16 protein-coding genes and 2 tRNA genes are annotated in these 17,027 nt (G+C 65.9%); 7 read left to right on the top strand and 11 right to left on the bottom strand.

Annotation, left to right across the window (positions count from 1 at the left end):
• Nucleotides 1–158: 158 nt before the first annotated feature.
• From AC6HZP_RS00220 to tesB, 3 genes are all read right to left on the bottom strand, one after another.
• Nucleotides 159–1,505 carry an ammonium transporter gene (locus tag AC6HZP_RS00220; RefSeq protein ID WP_497524942.1) on the bottom strand — a complete coding sequence of 449 codons (1,347 nt, stop codon included), beginning with the start codon at nucleotides 1,503–1,505 and terminating at the stop codon, nucleotides 159–161.
• 120 nt (nucleotides 1,506–1,625) lie between these two features.
• A complete protein-coding gene (locus AC6HZP_RS00215; protein ID WP_201401515.1) occupies nucleotides 1,626–1,964 on the bottom strand; it encodes a P-II family nitrogen regulator in 339 nt (112 codons plus the stop codon).
• A 241-nt stretch (nucleotides 1,965–2,205) separates the two neighbouring features.
• A complete protein-coding gene (gene tesB / locus AC6HZP_RS00210; protein ID WP_497524941.1) occupies nucleotides 2,206–3,108 on the bottom strand; it encodes an acyl-CoA thioesterase II in 903 nt (300 codons plus the stop codon).
• A 113-nt stretch (nucleotides 3,109–3,221) separates the two neighbouring features.
• Here tesB and AC6HZP_RS00205 point away from each other — a divergent pair, with 113 nt between their 5' ends.
• The gene (locus AC6HZP_RS00205) at nucleotides 3,222–4,460 is read left to right on the top strand and encodes a ubiquinone biosynthesis hydroxylase (protein ID WP_497524940.1); all 1,239 of its coding nucleotides are present in this window, start codon (nucleotides 3,222–3,224) and stop codon (nucleotides 4,458–4,460) included.
• A gap of 47 nt (nucleotides 4,461–4,507) precedes the next feature.
• Nucleotides 4,508–4,981, top strand: coding sequence for a nucleoside deaminase (locus AC6HZP_RS00200; RefSeq protein WP_497524939.1), 474 nt, complete (start codon nucleotides 4,508–4,510; stop codon nucleotides 4,979–4,981).
• 440 nt (nucleotides 4,982–5,421) lie between these two features.
• Here AC6HZP_RS00200 and AC6HZP_RS00195 read toward each other — a convergent pair whose 3' ends face one another.
• From AC6HZP_RS00195 to AC6HZP_RS00175, 5 genes are all read right to left on the bottom strand, one after another.
• On the bottom strand, nucleotides 5,422–5,613 hold the full coding sequence (locus AC6HZP_RS00195; protein WP_201401511.1) for a Trm112 family protein: 192 nt from the start codon (nucleotides 5,611–5,613) through the stop codon (nucleotides 5,422–5,424).
• Between the two features lie 110 nt (nucleotides 5,614–5,723).
• Nucleotides 5,724–6,404 (bottom strand): LON peptidase substrate-binding domain-containing protein, encoded by a 681-nt coding sequence (locus AC6HZP_RS00190; protein WP_497524938.1) that lies wholly within the window; start codon nucleotides 6,402–6,404, stop codon nucleotides 5,724–5,726.
• 13 nt (nucleotides 6,405–6,417) lie between these two features.
• Nucleotides 6,418–7,344: a thioredoxin gene (gene trxA, locus AC6HZP_RS00185; RefSeq protein ID WP_497524937.1), complete on the bottom strand. Its 927-nt coding sequence runs from the start codon at nucleotides 7,342–7,344 to the stop codon at nucleotides 6,418–6,420.
• A gap of 77 nt (nucleotides 7,345–7,421) precedes the next feature.
• Nucleotides 7,422–7,940, bottom strand: a complete 519-nt coding sequence (locus AC6HZP_RS00180; RefSeq protein WP_497524936.1) for a prolyl-tRNA synthetase associated domain-containing protein — start codon at nucleotides 7,938–7,940, stop codon at nucleotides 7,422–7,424.
• A 127-nt stretch (nucleotides 7,941–8,067) separates the two neighbouring features.
• The gene (locus tag AC6HZP_RS00175) at nucleotides 8,068–8,670 is read right to left on the bottom strand and encodes an outer membrane protein (protein ID WP_201401507.1); all 603 of its coding nucleotides are present in this window, start codon (nucleotides 8,668–8,670) and stop codon (nucleotides 8,068–8,070) included.
• A 288-nt stretch (nucleotides 8,671–8,958) separates the two neighbouring features.
• Here AC6HZP_RS00175 and AC6HZP_RS00170 point away from each other — a divergent pair.
• Together AC6HZP_RS00170 and AC6HZP_RS00165 are read left to right on the top strand one after the other, a co-directional pair.
• Nucleotides 8,959–9,033 (top strand) — tRNA-Gly (locus AC6HZP_RS00170).
• 303 nt (nucleotides 9,034–9,336) lie between these two features.
• A tRNA-Gly gene (locus AC6HZP_RS00165) sits at nucleotides 9,337–9,411 on the top strand.
• Nucleotides 9,412–9,435: 24 nt separating this feature from the next.
• Here AC6HZP_RS00165 and AC6HZP_RS00160 read toward each other — a convergent pair.
• Nucleotides 9,436–10,842 carry a class I SAM-dependent methyltransferase gene (locus tag AC6HZP_RS00160; RefSeq protein ID WP_497524935.1) on the bottom strand — a complete coding sequence of 469 codons (1,407 nt, stop codon included), beginning with the start codon at nucleotides 10,840–10,842 and terminating at the stop codon, nucleotides 9,436–9,438.
• Nucleotides 10,843–10,894: 52 nt separating this feature from the next.
• Nucleotides 10,895–11,890: a methyltransferase domain-containing protein gene (locus AC6HZP_RS00155; protein ID WP_497524934.1), complete on the bottom strand. Its 996-nt coding sequence runs from the start codon at nucleotides 11,888–11,890 to the stop codon at nucleotides 10,895–10,897.
• A gap of 124 nt (nucleotides 11,891–12,014) precedes the next feature.
• Between AC6HZP_RS00155 and AC6HZP_RS00150 the strand changes: the two genes are divergently transcribed.
• Nucleotides 12,015–13,055, top strand: a complete 1,041-nt coding sequence (locus tag AC6HZP_RS00150; RefSeq protein ID WP_497524933.1) for a glycosyltransferase family 2 protein — start codon at nucleotides 12,015–12,017, stop codon at nucleotides 13,053–13,055.
• A gap of 42 nt (nucleotides 13,056–13,097) precedes the next feature.
• Here the strand turns inward: AC6HZP_RS00150 and AC6HZP_RS00145 are convergent, their stop codons facing one another.
• On the bottom strand, nucleotides 13,098–14,204 hold the full coding sequence (locus AC6HZP_RS00145; protein ID WP_497524932.1) for an enolase C-terminal domain-like protein: 1,107 nt from the start codon (nucleotides 14,202–14,204) through the stop codon (nucleotides 13,098–13,100).
• Between the two features lie 214 nt (nucleotides 14,205–14,418).
• Between AC6HZP_RS00145 and AC6HZP_RS00140 the strand changes: the two genes are divergently transcribed.
• Complete coding sequence (locus AC6HZP_RS00140; protein WP_497524931.1) at nucleotides 14,419–15,099, top strand: GntR family transcriptional regulator; 681 nt, start codon at nucleotides 14,419–14,421, stop codon at nucleotides 15,097–15,099.
• A 286-nt stretch (nucleotides 15,100–15,385) separates the two neighbouring features.
• Nucleotides 15,386–17,023: a methyl-accepting chemotaxis protein gene (locus AC6HZP_RS00135; RefSeq protein ID WP_497524930.1), complete on the top strand. Its 1,638-nt coding sequence runs from the start codon at nucleotides 15,386–15,388 to the stop codon at nucleotides 17,021–17,023.
• Nucleotides 17,024–17,027 lie beyond the last annotated feature (4 nt).

The raw sequence follows: 17,027 nt of genomic DNA, 5'->3' as shown, positions 1-17,027 counted from the left end.
CCCTAAGCGGCCGTTGGTTAAGCCGGCTTTAACCATCCCCGAGGTGCGGCGAAAAAAAGACCCCGGCCGCTGGGCCGGGGTCTCGCCGTCTCTGGAAAGTGTTTTTCTGGGAAGGTGTTGTTTTTGGGAAAGGTCGGGCGCCGGGGCGCCCGGCCGGATCAGCTGTGGTAGGCGCGCTCGCCGTGCTCGACGATGTCGAGGCCTTCGCTCTCCACTTCCGGACGGACGCGGAGGCCGACGATGACGTCGACGATCTTGTAGAGGATCGCCGAGCCGACGCCGGACCAGACCAGCGTGAACAGCACGCCTTCGATTTGGACCCAGAGCTGGTGGCCCATCTGGTAGTCGGTGACGCCGACGCCGCCGAGCGACGGGCTGACCAGGATGCCGGTGGCAAGGGCGCCGACGATGCCGCCGACGCCGTGGATGCCGAAGACGTCCAGGCTGTCGTCATAGCCGAAGGTGTTCTTCACCGTGGTGACGAAGAAGAAGCAGATGAACGAGGCGATGAAGCCCAGGACGATGGCGCCGGCCGGTCCGATGAAGCCGGCGGCCGGGGTGACGGCGACGAGGCCGGTGACGACGCCCGAGATCGCGCCCAGCATCGAGGGCTTGCCGCGGACGACCCATTCGATCAGCGACCAGCCGATGGCGGCGGCGGCCGTCGCGACGAAGGTGTTGATCGTGGCGAGACCGGCAACCGCGCCGGCGGTCAGCGCCGAACCGGCGTTGAAGCCGAACCAGCCGACCCAGAGCAGGGCGGCGCCGACCATGGAGAGGGTCAGCGAATGGGGCGGCATCAGGTCCTTGCCGAGGCCGGCACGCTTGCCGATGATCAGGGCGCCGACCAGGCCGGCGATACCGGCATTGATGTGGACGACGGTGCCGCCGGCGAAATCAAGCGCGCCGCGCTTGAACAGCCAGCCGGTCGACTGCCAGACCGAGTGGGCGATCGGCAGGTAGATCACGGTGATCCAGAGGACCATGAACAGCATCACGGCGGCGAACTTCGTGCGCTCGGCGAAGGAGCCGACGACGAGGGTCGCGGTGATCGCCGCGAAGGTCATCTGGAACGACAGGAAGACATATTCCGGGATCGTGCCGGAGAGCGTGTCCGGCTTGATGCCGGCGAGGAACGCCTTCGACAGGCCGCCGATCAGCGCGCCGCCATCGGTGAAGGCGAGGCTGTAGCCGTAGAAGACCCAGATGATCATCGCGACGCAGGCGATCAGCAGCACCTGCATCAGCACCGACAGCATGTTCTTGGCGCGCACGAGGCCGCCGTAGAACAGCGCCACGCCGGGGACGATCATGGCGAGGACCAGGATGGTCGAGACCAGCATCCAGGCGGTGTCGCCGGAGTTCAGCGTCGGCGTGGCGGCGGCAACGGCCGCGTCGGTCGCCTGGACGGCCGGCTCTGTGGCGTCCTGGGCAAAGGCGACGACCGCCGATGCGAGGAGCGCGCCACCCGCGCCCACAAGGGAAAGAGCATTTCGAAGCTTCATGGAACCTCTCCTGTCGAACCGACCTGGGGTCGGCTGCCGGCGCCCGGGACACGCCCTTCTCGCGGCGGTTGTTCGATGTGATGTCGGATCCGTCAGCGCCTCCCGGCGCGGGCGGGAGCGCTAGAGGGCGTCGGTATCGGTCTCGCCGGTGCGGATGCGGACGGCCTGTTCGATCTGGTAGACGAAGATCTTGCCGTCGCCGATCTGGCCGGTCTTTGCGGCGGAGGCGATCGCCTCGACCACGGCGTCGACCGCCTCGGACGCCACGGCGACCTCGATCTTCAGCTTCGGCAGGAAGCTGACCGCGTATTCGGCGCCGCGATAGATTTCGGTATGGCCCTTCTGGCGGCCGTAGCCCTTCACTTCCGTCACCGTCAGGCCCTGGACGCCGATCGCCGTCAGGGCGTCGCGGACCTCGTCCAGCTTGAACGGCTTGATGATCGCCATCACGATTTGCATGTGTTCCGATTCCCTTCTCTGAAAGCTCAGGGACCGTGCGGCTGACCCGGGTTTTGTCCGGAGCGGCCACGCGGCGGCGTTCGCTGGCAAGGACCATTCAAGGTCCGTGCCAAGTCAGCGCGGGCGTCGGGAAAAAATGCGAAACGCGCAAAAGCGCGTCAGCCGAACGGCCTCGATCCGAGGCAATGCCCCGGTCTGGCCGCAATTTCTGCCTCTTGGGCAGTCAATCGGAAGGTTTTGCCTAATTATTAGGCTTCGAGGGCCGGGTCAGCGCCAGCGAATTGTGCGCCGACGGCTCGACCGGGCGGACAAGCCCTTCCTGCGCCACCGAGGCGACGAGGACGCCGCGGCGATCGAACAGGCTGCCGCGATTGAAACCGCGCGCGCCGAAGGCCGAGGGGCTGTCCTCGACATAGAGCAGCCAGTCGTCGATGCGGAACGGCCGATGGAACCATATGGCGTGGTCGAGGCTCGCCACCTGCACGCTCGGATCGAAGGCGGAGCGGCCATGCGCGAGCAGGGTGGTGTCGAGCAGCGTCAGGTCCGACGCATAGGCGAGGACGCAGCTGTTCAGCACCGGATCGTCGCCGATCGAGGTCTTGGCCCGGAGCCAGATCGCGTGGCCGAGCCGCGGCTCGGCGCGGGTAAAGTAGCCCTCGAGGTCGACTGGCCGGAGCTCGATCGGCCGGAGCCGCTCCCAGTAGCGCCGAACGCCCTCCGGCGCGCCGTCGAGCAGGGCGGCGGTCTGCGGCCCGTCGACCGGCAGGTCTTCCGGCGGCGGCACGTCCGGCATGGCGATCTGGTGGTCGAAGCCCTCTTCGCGGATGTGGAAGGAGGCCGACATGACGAAGATGGTGCGGCCGTGCTGGATCGCGACGACGCGCCGCGTCGAGAAACTGCCGCCGTCGCGGACCCGCTCGACCTCGTAGATGATCGGGGCTGCAGGATCGCCGAGGCGCAGGAAATAGCAGTGCATCGAATGCACCGGCCGGTCAGCCTCGACGGTGCGCGAGGCGGCGACCAGCGACTGGCCGATGACCTGGCCGCCGAAGACGCGCTGCCAGCCGGGATCAAAGCTGCGACCCCGGAACAGATTGTGTTCCAGCGGTTCCAGATCGAGTATCGAGAGGAGGTCGTCGATCATGCGGGCAGGGACTTGTCTTGGGGTCTTGTCTTGCAGGAGGCGGATCGAGAGTTGGTGTTGCGGCCGATGGCCGGTCAAGTCAAGCGGCGGAGTGCCGGAAGGGACGGATCCTCATGGGCGTGCGTGAACACGAAGAACCCGTCATCGACGTGCTGATCGCCGGCGGCGGCTATGTCGGATTGTGCACGGCGCTGGCGCTGAAGCAGGGCGCCCCCTCGCTCTCCGTGACGGTGGTCGATCCGGCTCCCGCCAGCGCGGGATCGCGTGATGGCCGCGCCTCGGCGATCGCGGCGGCGGCGAAGCGGATGCTGGAGCAGCTCGGCATCTGGGAGACGATCGCCGCGACCAGCCAGCCGATCACCGAGATGATCGTCACCGACAGCAAGTTGCGCGACGCGGTGCGTCCGGTGTTCCTGACCTTTTCCGGCTCGGTCGGCGATGGCGAGCCCTTCGCCCACATGGTGCCGAACGGGGCGCTGGTCGGCGCGCTGACCGAGGCCGCGTCGGCCGCCGGCGTCAACCTCGTCGCCAGCGAATCGGTGGTCGATTTCGTCACCCATTCGTCGCATGTCGCGGCAAGGCTCGCCGGCGGCCGGACGATCAAGGCCCGCCTGCTGGTCGCCGCCGACGGCGCCAGGTCGCGGCTGCGCGATCTCGCCGGCATCCGCACCGTCGGCTGGTCCTATGGCCAGTCGGGCATCGTCACCACGGTCGAGCACGAGCGGCCGCATAACGGCCGCGCGGTCGAGCACTTCCTGCCGGCCGGCCCGTTCGCCATCCTGCCGCTGCCCGGCAATCGCTCGTCGCTGGTCTGGTCGGAGAGCACGGAGAGCGCCGACCGGCTGGTCCGGGCGGACGATTTCACTTTCCAGTTGGAACTCGAGCGCCGTTTCGGCCATCAGCTCGGCGCGATCGAGCCGGTCGGTCCGCGCCGCGCCTATCCGATCGGCCTCAAGCTCGCCCGCGCCTTCGTCAAGCCGCGCGTCGCGCTGGTCGGCGACGCCGCGCACGCGATCCATCCGATCGCGGGGCAGGGCCTCAATCTCGGTTTCAAGGACGCGGCGGCGCTGGCCGAGACGGTGGTCGAGGCGGCTCGCCTCGGCCTCGATCCCGGCACGCTCGACATTCTGGAGCGCTACGAGCGCTGGCGCCGCTTCGATACGGTGCAGATGGGGATCATGACCGACGGGCTGACGCGGCTGTTCTCGAACGACAATCCGGCGCTCCGGATTGTTCGCGATGTCGGCCTCGGCCTGGTCGACCGGCTGCCGCGCCTGAAGGAGAGCTTCATCGGCACGGCCTCCGACGTCGGCACGTCCGGCCCGCGCCTGCTGCGCGGCGAGGCGATATAGGCTCTGCAGCCGGGTTGCCTCCCGCGCCAGCTTTTGGGGAGACTTTGATGGATAGGCACGAGCGGTTCCTACGCGAAGCGATTGCCCTGTCGAAATCCGCGATGGACCGCGGCGACGAGCCGTTCGGCTCCGTGCTGGTCAAGCAGGGCGACGTCATCCTGCGTGCCGAAAACAGCGTCTTCACCGGCCACGACATGACGAACCATGCCGAGTTGAACCTGATCAAAATGGCGGCGCAGCGCTATGACACGGCTTTTCTCGCCGACTGCACGCTCTACACCAGCACCGAGCCGTGCGCGATGTGCTCCGGGGCGATCTACTGGTCGGGCATCGGGCGCATGGTGTTTGCGTGCTCCGAAGCGCGGCTTGGCGAGATTGCCGGGATCGGGTTGAACGTGCCGAGCCGCGCGGTGCTGGAAACCGGCGCGCGCATCGTCACCGTGGTCGGCCCGACCAATCTCGAAGACGAAGCCGCCGAAGTCCATCAGGCATTCTGGCCGAAGCATCTCGGCAAGGCCTAGAGCCTCGGGTCATCCCTGGACCTTTTTGCATCCCTGGACTCGACCATCATCCTGAGGTGCCCGGCGCAGCCGGGCCTCGAAGGAGGGGCCAGAGAACGCCCTGAAGGGGGATTTCCGCAGCCGAAATGCTCCGCTGGATCGTCCTTCGAGGCTTCGCTGACGCGAAGCACCTCAGTGTCCGGCCCGCAATTCAACACGCGAGCACGATTTCCCGCTCGAGCGCTTTGCCCCTTACCTCTCCCTGAGGGAGAGGTCGGAGCGAAGCTCCGGGTGAGGGTTTAGGAAACCATCCGGTGAGGCCGTAAACCCTCACCCGCCGCACTTCGTGCGTCGACCTCTCCCTCAGGGAGAGGTGAAAGGTACGTGTCCCTGCATTATGGGCCAGACACTCAGGATGATGGTGAGCCGGTTGATGGGACTGGAAGCCCGGAGGCCAGTCCCTAGATCGGCCGCGCTTCGTCCGGCAGCAGGATCGGGATGCCGTCGCGGATCGGGTAGGCGAGGCGCGCGGCGCGGCTGACCAGCTCCTGGCGCTGGTGGTCGTATTCCAGCGTCATCTTGGTGAGCGGGCAGACGAGCAGCTCCAGGAGCTTGCCGTCGATCCGGCTCGCCGGTCGTTCGACATGCACCATGGCTGTCTCCCGGAGCGTTTTCGAGCGAAGTGGACACCGGTTCGCGTGAAGAAAACGCGACCAACGAATAGTTAGAACTTTTCATCGTTTCGGCGAAACGATGAAAAGTTCTATTGCAGCTGCGACGGCGCGCCGCCGCTGCGGCGGGCGAGCGATACCTCGGTCAGCGCGATCAGCGTCTCCGAGCGCGTCTTCAGGTCGGGCGCCTCGAGCAGGGCCTGTTTCTCGGCCATGCCATAGGGGCTCATCATCGACAGCGCGTTGACCAGCGTCTCGTTCGACGCCTTCTCGATGCTGTCCCAGTCCGCTTCCAGATGGTTGGCGTCGAGATAGAGGCGGAACGTATCGAGAAGGTGCGTGCGGTCGACCGTCTCGGATCCGGCGTCCTCGATGAAGTCGGCGGTGAAATCCGCCGCCGTCACGCGGGCGCGCCGAAAACCCTCTTCGGGCTCGACTTCCTCGAGGATGCGAAACCGGCTGATGCCGGTCAGGCAGATCATGTAGCGGCCGTCGCCCGTCTCGGCATAGGAGGTGATGCGGCCGGCGCAGCCGACGGCGAACAGCTCGCCGGCTTCGCCGCCCTCCTCCGATTCCGGCTGGGCGAGCGGCTGCACCATGCCGATGATGCGGTTCCCCGCCATGGCGTGATCGACCATCGCCATATAGCGCGGCTCGAAGATGTTGAGCGGCATCTGTCCGCGCGGCAGCAACAAGGCCTCGGGCAGCGGGAAAACCGGAATCACATCGGGGAGATCGTCCGGGCCTTCATAGGTGGCATTGCCTACCTGCATCCGAATGGCGCCTTCAGGAAAACAGCAGGGAAGAAAGACGGCGGCGCCCATAGAGCGTCGTTTCGTCGGTCGGGCCCCACGCCTCGAAAAACTGCACGAGCTGCTTGCGGGCCTTGTCATCTTCCCAACTGCGATTCAGCCGGAAAATGTCAAGGAGCAGATCGGCGGCGTCCTCGCGCTGGTCCTTGGCGTTGAGCAGCAGCGCCAGTTCGAAGCGGGCGTCGTAGTCCTTGGGGTTGCTCTCGATCCGGGCGCGGAGCTCGCCTTCCTCGCCGAGATCGGCGACCTGGTCGGCGAGCGCGATCTGGGCGCGCAACCCGGTCACGGCCGGGTCGTTCGCCTTCTCCTCGGGAAGCGAATCGAGCAGCTCGCGGGCGGCGTCGATATTGCCAGTCGCCACGTCGCAGCGCACCAGGCCGATCAGCGCGCGGAACGTGTCCGGCTCGGCGGCGAGGATGGCGGCGTAGATTTCCGACGCCGCCGCGAAATCACCCTGCTCGACGCGGGCATCCGCCTCGGCGAGCGCCGCCTCGAGCTCGGCGCCGCCGGCGGGACCGGCCACGCGCTCGATGAATTCCTTCACCTGGCTCTCGGGCAGCGCGCCCATGAAGCCGTCGACCGGGCGGCCATCGACGAAGGCGATGACGGCCGGGATCGACTGGATGCCGAGCTGGCCGGCGATCTGCGGATGGTCGTCGATGTTCATCTTGACCAGCTTCACCGTGCCGCGCGCGTTCTGCACGACCTTCTCGATCACCGGCGTCAGCTGCTTGCACGGGCCGCACCAGGGCGCCCAGAAGTCGACCAGCACCGGCTGCCGGCGCGATTCGTCCAGCACGTCCTTGGCGAAGTTGTTGGTCGTCGTTTCCTTGATCAGCGCCTCGGCGCCATTCGCCGAGGTCGCGGCGGTGTCGCCGATGCTGAAGCTGGGCTGGTTCATAAGGATTGCCTCAATCGTCGCGGAACCGGCTCTCGCGCCGGCATGTCGGGGGAGAAGATGGCGCTTCGAACCCGATTTTACAAATCCGGACTGGCGGATGCGGGCGAAAAGGACAGCAAAAGCGGCTCGTGACCGGTGGCGCGCAGGAAGGCGACCAGGTCGGGGGCGGCGATCGTCGTCGTCGCGGTGTTGACGAGCGGGTGGAAATTGACCGGGCCGGGCGCCGCCAGCGCCTCGTCGAGCACCACCTGGACCCGCGCCTCGCGGTCGTTCAGAACGCCGAAGGGCGTGACCGAGCCCGGCGTCACGCCGAGCAGTTCCTGCATCAATTCGGCCGAGCCGAAGGAGAGGCGGCCGGAGGCGCCGATCCGTTCATGCAGCCGCTTCAGGTCGATCGCGGCGTCCTCCTCGGCAACGACGAGGAAGATCGCGCCCTTCTTGTCCTTCAGGAACAGATTCTTGCTGTGCCGACCGGCGATCGCGCCGCGCAGGCCCTGCGACTGCTCGACGGTAAAGAGCGGGGGATGCTCCACCGTTGTCGTCTCGATGCCGAGCTCGTCGAGAAAGCGGAAAAGGTCGTCCTGCGTCGCCGTCATCTTCATCCCCTCGCGGAACGCCGAGATGAAGCATGCCGGCGCCGGCCGGGCAAGCGGGCATCGCTGAGCCGGACAAAGGAAAGCCCGGCGCGGGGCCGGGCTTTCCAGGGCATTCCGTCGAAACCGATCAGAACTTGAAGTTCAGGCCGGCCGTGACCGCGGAGCCGGTGGCGCCGCCATTGACGACCGGCGTGAAGTTGCCGATGTCCTTCTTGCCGAGGTCGACATAGTCGTACTCGAGGCGGGCGGTCAGGTTCTTGGTGAAGGCGTATTCGACGCCGGCGCCTGCCGTCCAGCCGACCGCCCACTGGCTCTCGTCGGCGAACTTCAGATCGCCATAGGCGACGCCGCCCTTGGCGTAGACCAGGAACTTGTCCCAGGCGTAACCGGCGCGGGCCGTGGTCTTGCCGAGCCACTGCAGTTCGGCGACGTCCTTCAGCGACGAATAGGCGAAGTCCGTCTCGACGCCGATCACCCAATGGTCGATCTGGTAGTTGTAGCCCGCCTGCGCGCCGATGAGGCCGCCGGTGCTGCTCAGTCCGTTGAGATCGCCGGTGAAGTCGCCGAACAGCGCGCCGCCATGCACACCGACATAGAAGCCGGTCCAGTCGAAGGCGGCTTCGGTCACGACGGGGGCCGGCGCCGGTGCCGGCTCGTAGGTGAGATCTGCCGCTGCGGCTGCGCCCGTAAGGGCGAGGAGCGCTGCGCCGGCGAGAAGAAGCTTGTTCATGGGTATCCTCAAGAGATGCGGATCGACGCGGGAACCTGCCCGATCCATTATCTCAGCCACCCCTGGCTTGACCCTCGACGGCGGCATAGCACCGGCTTTTGAGGCTGACCATTCCAAATCAGCCGGCGTCGCCCCGAGGGGACAGCATGACGCGTGCGCTGCGGTAAAAAGGTCTCGCATCGTGGCAACGGCATGGCATCTTTCTGGCTCAAATCGGATGGAAAAACCCTCTTGCAATCGATTCCGGCTTCGGTCATAAGGTGCCCACGCTGGCGGTGCCGGCGAGAAGCGGGTGTAGCTCAGGGGTAGAGCATAACCTTGCCAAGGTTAGGGTCGAGCGTTCGAATCGCTTCACCCGCTCCAATACTTCCGGTCACCCACCGGATGCTCAAAAAGGCCACGGTTTCCGTGGCCTTTTTGCTTTTTGTCGTCCCGGTTGCCTTGGCTGGACGTGAGGCGGCCTCGGTTTATCTGTGATTTCTAACGAGATTTTTGCGCCGGCTCAGCGGTTCGCCGGCCGGCTGTTCCGTCCGTACCGCGCGGATTCCCCGCGGTTTTCCGGCCCGGCGGATGGCGGCGACGATCGCCCTGTGGACCGCTCGCGGCTCTCTTGCAATCGGTCCGGGCTTGGGTCATAAGGTGCGCATGCCGGCGCGCCGGACGGATGCGGGTGTAGCTCAGGGGTAGAGCATAACCTTGCCAAGGTTAGGGTCGAGCGTTCGAATCGCTTCACCCGCTCCAATTTTCCGGTCACCCACCGGAACTTCAAAAAGGCCACGGTTTCCGTGGCCTTTTTGCTTTCTGGACCTCGCTATCCAGCTCGGCCAGCTTGTTCCGGAGCGCGAGGACCGGCGCGTGGAGATTGGCCGGCACGGGCGGGCTCGCCTCGCCGCCGAAATCGACGAAGCTCGCGAGCCGCGCCAGCGCACGGAGCGGTTCCCCCGCATAGGAAAGCGCCAGGGCCTCGTGATAGACGGCCCGCCACAACAGGTCGGTCTCGACCACGGCCGTCGCGGCGGAGAGGGTCATCTTGGCCTGGCAGAGGCGGGCGGCGGCGCGGAAGTGACGCGCGGCCCCCGGATAGTCGCCGCGATGCAGCAGCATCAGCATGCCGAGATAATAGGTCGAGGCGGCGATGCAGATCGGCCAGCGCGCCGCGAACTGCGCTGGCGTCTCGATGTCGTCCAGCCTCGGCGCGGCATCTGCAAGCCTCGGCGTGAAGGCCGCCTCGGCGAGCGGATAGTCGCCGGCATCCAGCGCGCCGCGGAACAGGCGATAGCGCAATCCGATCTCCAGCGGGGAGCCCGGTGTGGCGCGCGCGAGCTTGTCCCGCAGATGCCGGTGCAGGCGTTCGGCGACCGCCTCCGGCGATCGCTGCTGGAAGCGGAGCGGCTCCCGCGAGGCGTAGACGAGCATGCTCGCCGCGCTCCGGTCGATCTCGACATGCGCGAAACCGGCGTCGCGCAGGACCCGTGCCAGGCCTTCCGGGCTGTAGAGGATCGTATGGGCGCCGGGTGACAGGAGGGCGAGCAGGGTGCTCGGGTCCGTTCCCCGCGCGATGCGACCGGCATCCGGCGTCGTCAGCACCAGCACGCCGTCCTCTTTCAGATAGGAGGCGAGGATCCCCACGAATTCGCCGGGGTCATGGATGTGCTCGATGACTTCCGAGCAATGGACGATGTCGAACAGCGCGCTCGATCCGTCGTTCTTCGCCGCGAAGTCGCTGACGATATCGAGCCCGAGCTGTTCCCTTCCGAGCTTCCCGTAGGGCGACGGCTCGTAGCCCCGGACCTCCCATCCGGCAATGCTGCGGATGGCGTCCATGCCGAAGCCGAAGCCGCAGCCGATATCGAGCAGCCGGCCGGTCCCGCCCTCGTCGGGAATGACCCGGAGCAGGTTCCTCGCCACCAGGTCGATCGCGCCATTGAACTCGACATAGTCGCGGACGGTCAGTTCGGACGCGGTGTGCTGGGTGTAGTCGATCTCCGGAAAGGGGTGGTAGGTCAGCGACTGGCAGCGATCGCAGCGATAGAGATGGAGTTCCCGCCCGGCCTGCGGCGTTGGCTGGACACTATCCACCGCGGCGACGAACGGCTTTGGATCGGGGTCGGAGCAGACGGGACATGCGAAGGCTGCCGGCGGCTGCCGGCCATCAGGAAAGCGGACGTTCATTTTGTCTCATTCGCTCCGGGGGGTAGCGACAGTTTTTGGGGCTAGCGATCGTTCAGGCGTCGGTGTGGGACGGATAGGCCATGGCTTGTTGCAGGGAGAGCTCCCGGGCGACCGGCCATGCGACCGCGCCTTCAGGGAGGTCGAAGATCTTTCGGGCCAGGATCCAGGACATGGTCATGCCGTCATGCAGCGGGAACTCCAGCATCGGACCCTCCCGTAAGGACGGCTGCACCAGCATCCGCACCGGCTCGGCCATGCCGCATGCCAGCACCTCGAAGCCCAGGCTCGGTGAGAAAAGCACCTTCAATCCCTCGCTCGACATCCGCCAGAAATCGTTGGGCAGTTCGTGCAGGGGGAAGGAGTGCGGCACCGAGTGCATCGTCAGCCCGCCGACCTTCAGCACCTTGTTGATCTCGGCGGCGAGCAGCCACGGATAGGCGAGATGCTCGACCACGGCGTGGGAGAACACGCCATCGAGGGAGGCGGGTTCGACGTAGTCACCGAGGAAATGGGCGTCGCCGACGATGTCGACGCCGGGCGCTGCGTGAATGTCGAAGCCGATGAACGTGCATTCGGGCTCGAACAGCGACGCGTTCAGAACCGCGCCCGGGCTGACCGTCCGGGCGCCGATCTCGAGCACGGTGCCGCGAATCTGTTTCATCGCCGCCGTGAACTGGTCCTGCGGGGCCGCGCCGCCGTCGGGAATGGCGTTCTGCGGATGGTCCGGGGGGAGGGCGGTGACGTCGATCTCGACGGTGCCAAGCGAGCTTTCCACCTCCAGCGTCACGGGCCGGAAGGGCGGGCACGGCAGGTAGAGGGCGAAGCCGCAGCGGGTTGAATCGAGCCGCGGATAGTGGGTCAGCAGATCCGGGCGATCCGAGAACTCGGTGGTCGAGACCCGTGTCGCGCCGCTCTTCAGGTGGATGGCGCGCGGCGCGGTATCGGAGACGTGCGCCCACCCCTTCACGAAGACGCCATGTTGGTCGCACCACAGGGCGTCGACCATGTGAAAGGCCGGTACAACCTTGCGCAACTTTTTCAACTTCATATGCCTGTCAACCAAATGGATGCTGTTGTACGCTCCGGATTACATGGGTGGACGGTGGCTGTCTGAGCGTCAAGTGGTATCGTCGAGTTTACGGAATTTTCTGCCAGTTATTGAGAGAGAGTAGATGACGAGAATTACAATCGCTGCGGTCATTCCACTCTATAATGGCGAGAAATATATTCGGGAGGCAATAGACAGCGTTTTCGCTCAGACGAGTCTACCTGACGAAATCATCGTCGTGGATGACGGGTCGACCGATGGCGGCGCGAATATTGTCCGGGAATTGGCCGAGACCAGGCCGATTACTCTGATATCCAAGCCAAATGGCGGACAATCGTCGGCGCGAAATGCTGCGATTGATCAATGCCACAGCAGTCACATCGCTCTGCTGGATCAGGACGATATATGGTATCCGCATCATCTTGAGGTGCTGAGGCGACCGTTCGAGCAGGAAGTGCCGCCGGCGCGTCTCGCGCTGGTCTATGGCAATCTCGACCATGTCGATGTCGGCGGCCAGATGGTCGCGCATCGCTGCCTCGACATCTTCTGTCCGGATCATCCCAAGGTGACGCTGCGGCATTGCCTGGAGCAGGACATGTTCATCCTGCCGGGCGCGTCACTGATCGAACGGCAGGCGTTTCTCGAAGCCGGCCGCTTCGACGAGCGGCTGGCCGGTTATGAGGACGACGATCTGTTCCTGCGCCTGTTCCGCAAGGGCTACCACAGCGTCTATATCGACGAGCCCCTGACCAAATGGCGCATTCACGCCGCGTCGACCTCGTTCAGCGCGCGGATGGCGAAGTCGCGGATGATCTACTACCGCAAGCTTCTCGAAGTCTATCCAAACCAGCCCCGGTTGCATCAATACTGGATCCGGGACTATGTGGCGCCGCGTTTCTTCCGCGCTTCGGTCGGGGATTTCATTGCCGGGTCGCGCTTTGGCGAACCGCAGCGGATGCAGCAGGCATGGGCCGACATCCTCGAAATCACGCCGGAGCTTCCCCGTCGGCAGAGAAAGCGCGTGCGTCGCGTCGCGCCGATGGTCGAGCTTCTCTATCGCGGCCGCTTCAGCAATCTGGCGCGCGTCCTGGTGCGATATGGCGCGTCCGGGCGCCGCAGGGAGAAGACCGAGCGCCGCCGGGCCGAGTCGTCCGATCGAAAGTGACGGCTCGGCGGGGCGGACAGGCGCTCGGCCAACCCTATCCCGTCAGACGATCGCCAGCGCCGTGCGCTCGAGATAGGCCCAGTCCGGCTCGAGGCCGAGGCCGGGCGTCGAGGGCACGGTGATGAAGCCGTCAACAACAGGCAGCTCTGCCATTGTGGCGAGGCCGGCGATGTGCTCGCTCGACATCACCAGCTGCTCGTAGAAATCGTTGTTGGGGATCGCGCCGCAGATATGCGCGTTGGCGACGCCCATGCCGTGCACCTGCGCCCGCATGCCGTGCGATTCCGCCAGATGCGCCACCTTCATCGCGCCGGTGATGCCGCCCTTGTAGAAAGACGAGGTGCGCATCATGTCGAGCGCGCCCATGTCGATCCAGGTCGCGGCGTTCCAGTGGCAGCCGTCCGAGGTCTCGGCGGCGAGGACGGGAATGTCGAGCTGTTCCGTCAGCTTCGTGTAGCTGCGGAGATCGAATTCGCGCATCGGCTCCTCGTACCAGTGGAAGCCAGCGTCTTCCAGCTGGCGGCCGAACCAGAGCGCGGTGACGAAATCCCAGCCGGCCGAGCCGTCGAACATCAGCGTCGCGTCGTCGCCGGTCCATTTGCGCAGATTGTGGCAGAGCCTGGCGTCCGCTTTCGCGTCGCCCCAGGCATGCAGCTTGAAGGCGGTGAAGCCGACGTCGATGCATTCCTTGATCTGGCGCTCATAGGCGTCCATCGTTTCGAAGGTGACGGTCGAGGCATAAGCCTGGATGCGGTCGGAATTGCCGCCGAGCAGCTGGTAGAGCGGCAGTCCCGCCTTCTTCGACTTGATGTCCCAGGCGAGCTGGTCGATCAGGCCGAGATCGCGCATGTGCAGCTCCTCGATCCGGTCGATCTCCCAGATCTTGGTCCAGAGCCGCTCGGTCAGGAGCGGGTTCTCGCCGATCAGCGACTTGAGCCGCCGGCGGGTCAGGCTGGCGATCGCCTCGCCGTCGCCGGTCTTGATCGCGCCGGTGATGCCCTCGTCCGTATCGACGCGCAGGATCGCCGATTTCGGGCGCTCGCCCTTCGGCGTGCCGTCGCCGGAGCCGGCGAGGCCCTCGCGCCAGCGGAAGGCGTATTTCGGGTGATCGTCCTCGACGATATAGGCGCGGATGTCCGTGATCTTCACGTGTGGCTCCCGACGTGCGGCGCACGTCCCTGATCTCTGCGATGGAAGTCGCGTCACCCCGGGCCGGGGCGGCGAATGGCGGTCCCGCTTGCGCGCGGCGGCGGCGCTGCCACCGTCTGAATGCAATCAGAATCGTCATCTGATTATTCACATCGGCATTTTGATAGCAACAGTGCGCCTGTCTCCTTCGGGATGGCCGTGCTATAGCAACGCCATGGAAAGACGCAGAACCCAGTCCGGCGAGACGCCTGCCAAGCTCAGCCAGATCGCCTATCAGCGCTTCAAGGAGGCGCTGTTCGCGGGCCGGATCGCGCTTGGCGCGACGGTCTCGCAGGGCGAACTGGCCGAATTGCTCGAGGTGCAGACCGGCACGCTGCGCGAGGCGATGCAGCGGCTGGAGCAGGAGGGCTTCCTCGTCGTCCTGCCGCGTTCCGGCATCCAGATCGTCAAGCCGGACCTCGCGCATCTGAAGGATTGCTTCCAGATGCGGCGGGTGATCGAGGCGGAGGCGCTCCGGCGCTTCGCCGAGCGGGTGACGATGGGCGAGATCGCCGAATGGCGGCAGCGGCACGACGAGATCATCGATCTCGCCCGCGAGGGCGTGGTCGAATCCGTCCTGTTCGCGCGCGCGGCCGAGCTCGACCGCGCCTTTCACGGCGCGCTGGTCGAGGGCACGCGCAATCCGCTGATGATCGCCTCGCACGCCCAGATGATGGAGCAGATCTGCGTCGTCCGCCTCGACACGCTCTACATGCTGTCGTCGCTGGCGATCGTCCACACGATGCAGGAGCACCTCGCCGTCCTCGCCGCGCTGGAAGCGCAGGATCCGGAAGCCGCCGTCGCGGCGATGGAGGCGCATCTCGCCCGCTCCATGCACCGGGCGATGGGGCTCTGAAGCCGGCGGTGCTTCGCGGCCGTGGCCGGCGTGCCCCAAGGATCTTGGACGCCCGGGTTGGTCCATTGCTTTCCGCTCAACCGTTTTTTCTGTTTTCGGCCTCTGTTCTTCTTGTTCGCCGTCGCGTTTTGGCGATGGAGCGCAATGGAGATGAAAGGATTGGACGGTATATAGTCAGGCGACAATCCGACGGGGTGGCGCGTGATTTCGGACGCGATCGGGCTCCAGGACGTCGATGGGGAACCTCCCGGCCCCGGGGCCATGCTTGCAGGACGGAATACGCTCGATGAACAATCTGACCATTCGTCAACGCATTCTCGGCAGCTTCGCCGCGGTGCTGGTGGTGATGTCGATCATGGCGGTGGTGACCTTCGCCTCGCTGATCCGCACCGAGAGCGAGGCGCTCTCCGTCGAGACCAAGACGGTGCCGGGCCTCGTCACCAGCATGGAGATGATGGCCGGCTGGACCGACACGCAGAACCTGGTGCAGGACCTGGCGCTGGCCGACACGGACGCGGCGCGCCAGAGCGCCATCACGGCGATCCAGACCAATCGCGACCTCGTGCGCCGCCTGACGGTCGCCTATGAGGATACGATCGATTCCGAGCAGGACCGGATCAACCTCGACGGGATCCGCAAGCTCACGGAGGAGTTCTTCCCCCGCGAGGACGCGCTCATCGAGATGGCGAGGGCGAGCTACACGGTCGAGTCCGCGTCGCGGCAGCGCGCCGTCGTGAAGACCGAGCTTGAGCCGGTGCTGGACCGCATCCAGGCCCAGCTTCGCGCCATGGTCGACTACAACAAGCTGGAGAGCGATCGCTCGACGCAGGCGATCCTCGCCAATGTGCAGACGGCCAAGCTGGCGCTGATCGCCAGCTTCGTCGCGGCGCTGGTGCTGTCGGTGCTGCTCGCCTACTGGCTGTTCCGCGCCATCATGGGACCGCTCGCCCACCTCGTCGACGCCGTCGCCGTGATGCGCAGGGGCGATTTCAGCCAGCGCCTGGCGCTGGCTCGCCGCGACGAGTTCTCGACGCTCGCCGATGGTTTCAACGGCATGGCCGACGACCTGACGACCCTGATCGGCCAGGTGCAGAAGTCCGGCATCCAGGTCAACACCTCGATCACCGAGGTCGCCGCGACGTCGAAGCAGCAGCAGGCGACGGCCAACGAGATCGCGACGACGACGACCGAGATCGGCGCCACGGCAAAGGAGATCTCCGCCACCTCCAATGAACTTGTCCGCACCATGAACGAAGTGTCGACGGTCGCCGAGCAGACCGCGTCGCTCGCGGGCGGCGGCCAGGCCGGCCTGTCGCGCATGGAGGCGACCATGCGCCATGTCATGGAGGCGGCCGGCGCCATCAACGCCAAGCTGGCGATCCTCAGCGAGAAGGCCGGCAACATCAACCAGGTGGTGACCACCATCACCAAGGTCGCCGACCAGACCAACCTGCTTTCGCTCAACGCCGCCATCGAGGCGGAAAAGGCCGGCCAGTACGGCCGCGGCTTCGCCGTCGTCGCCACCGAGATCCGCCGCCTCGCCGACCAGACCGCCGTCTCGACCTACGACATCGAGCAGATGGTGAAGGACATCCAGTCCGCCGTCGCCGCCGGCGTCATGGGCATGGACAAATTCTCCGAGGAAGTGCGTCGCGGCATGACCGAGGTGCAGCAGGTCGGCGGCCAGCTGTCGGAGATCATCGAGCAGGTGCAGGGCCTGGTGCCGCGCTTCGAGATCGCGAACGAGGGCATGCAGGCGCAGGCGACCGGCGCCGGCCAGATCAGCGACGCGCTCTCGCAATTGAGCGAGGCGGCGCAGCAGACGGTCGAATCGCTGCAGCAATCGTCGCTCGCGATCGACGAGCTCAACCAGGTATCGAGCGGCCTTCGCAACAGCATCACGCGGTTCAAGCTGCGCGCCTGACGCG

This window comes from Kaistia sp. SLG-1, from assembly GCF_059699055.1.
Note: the sequence above shows the minus strand (reverse complement) of the source record. Positions and strands in the feature narration are given on the sequence as shown.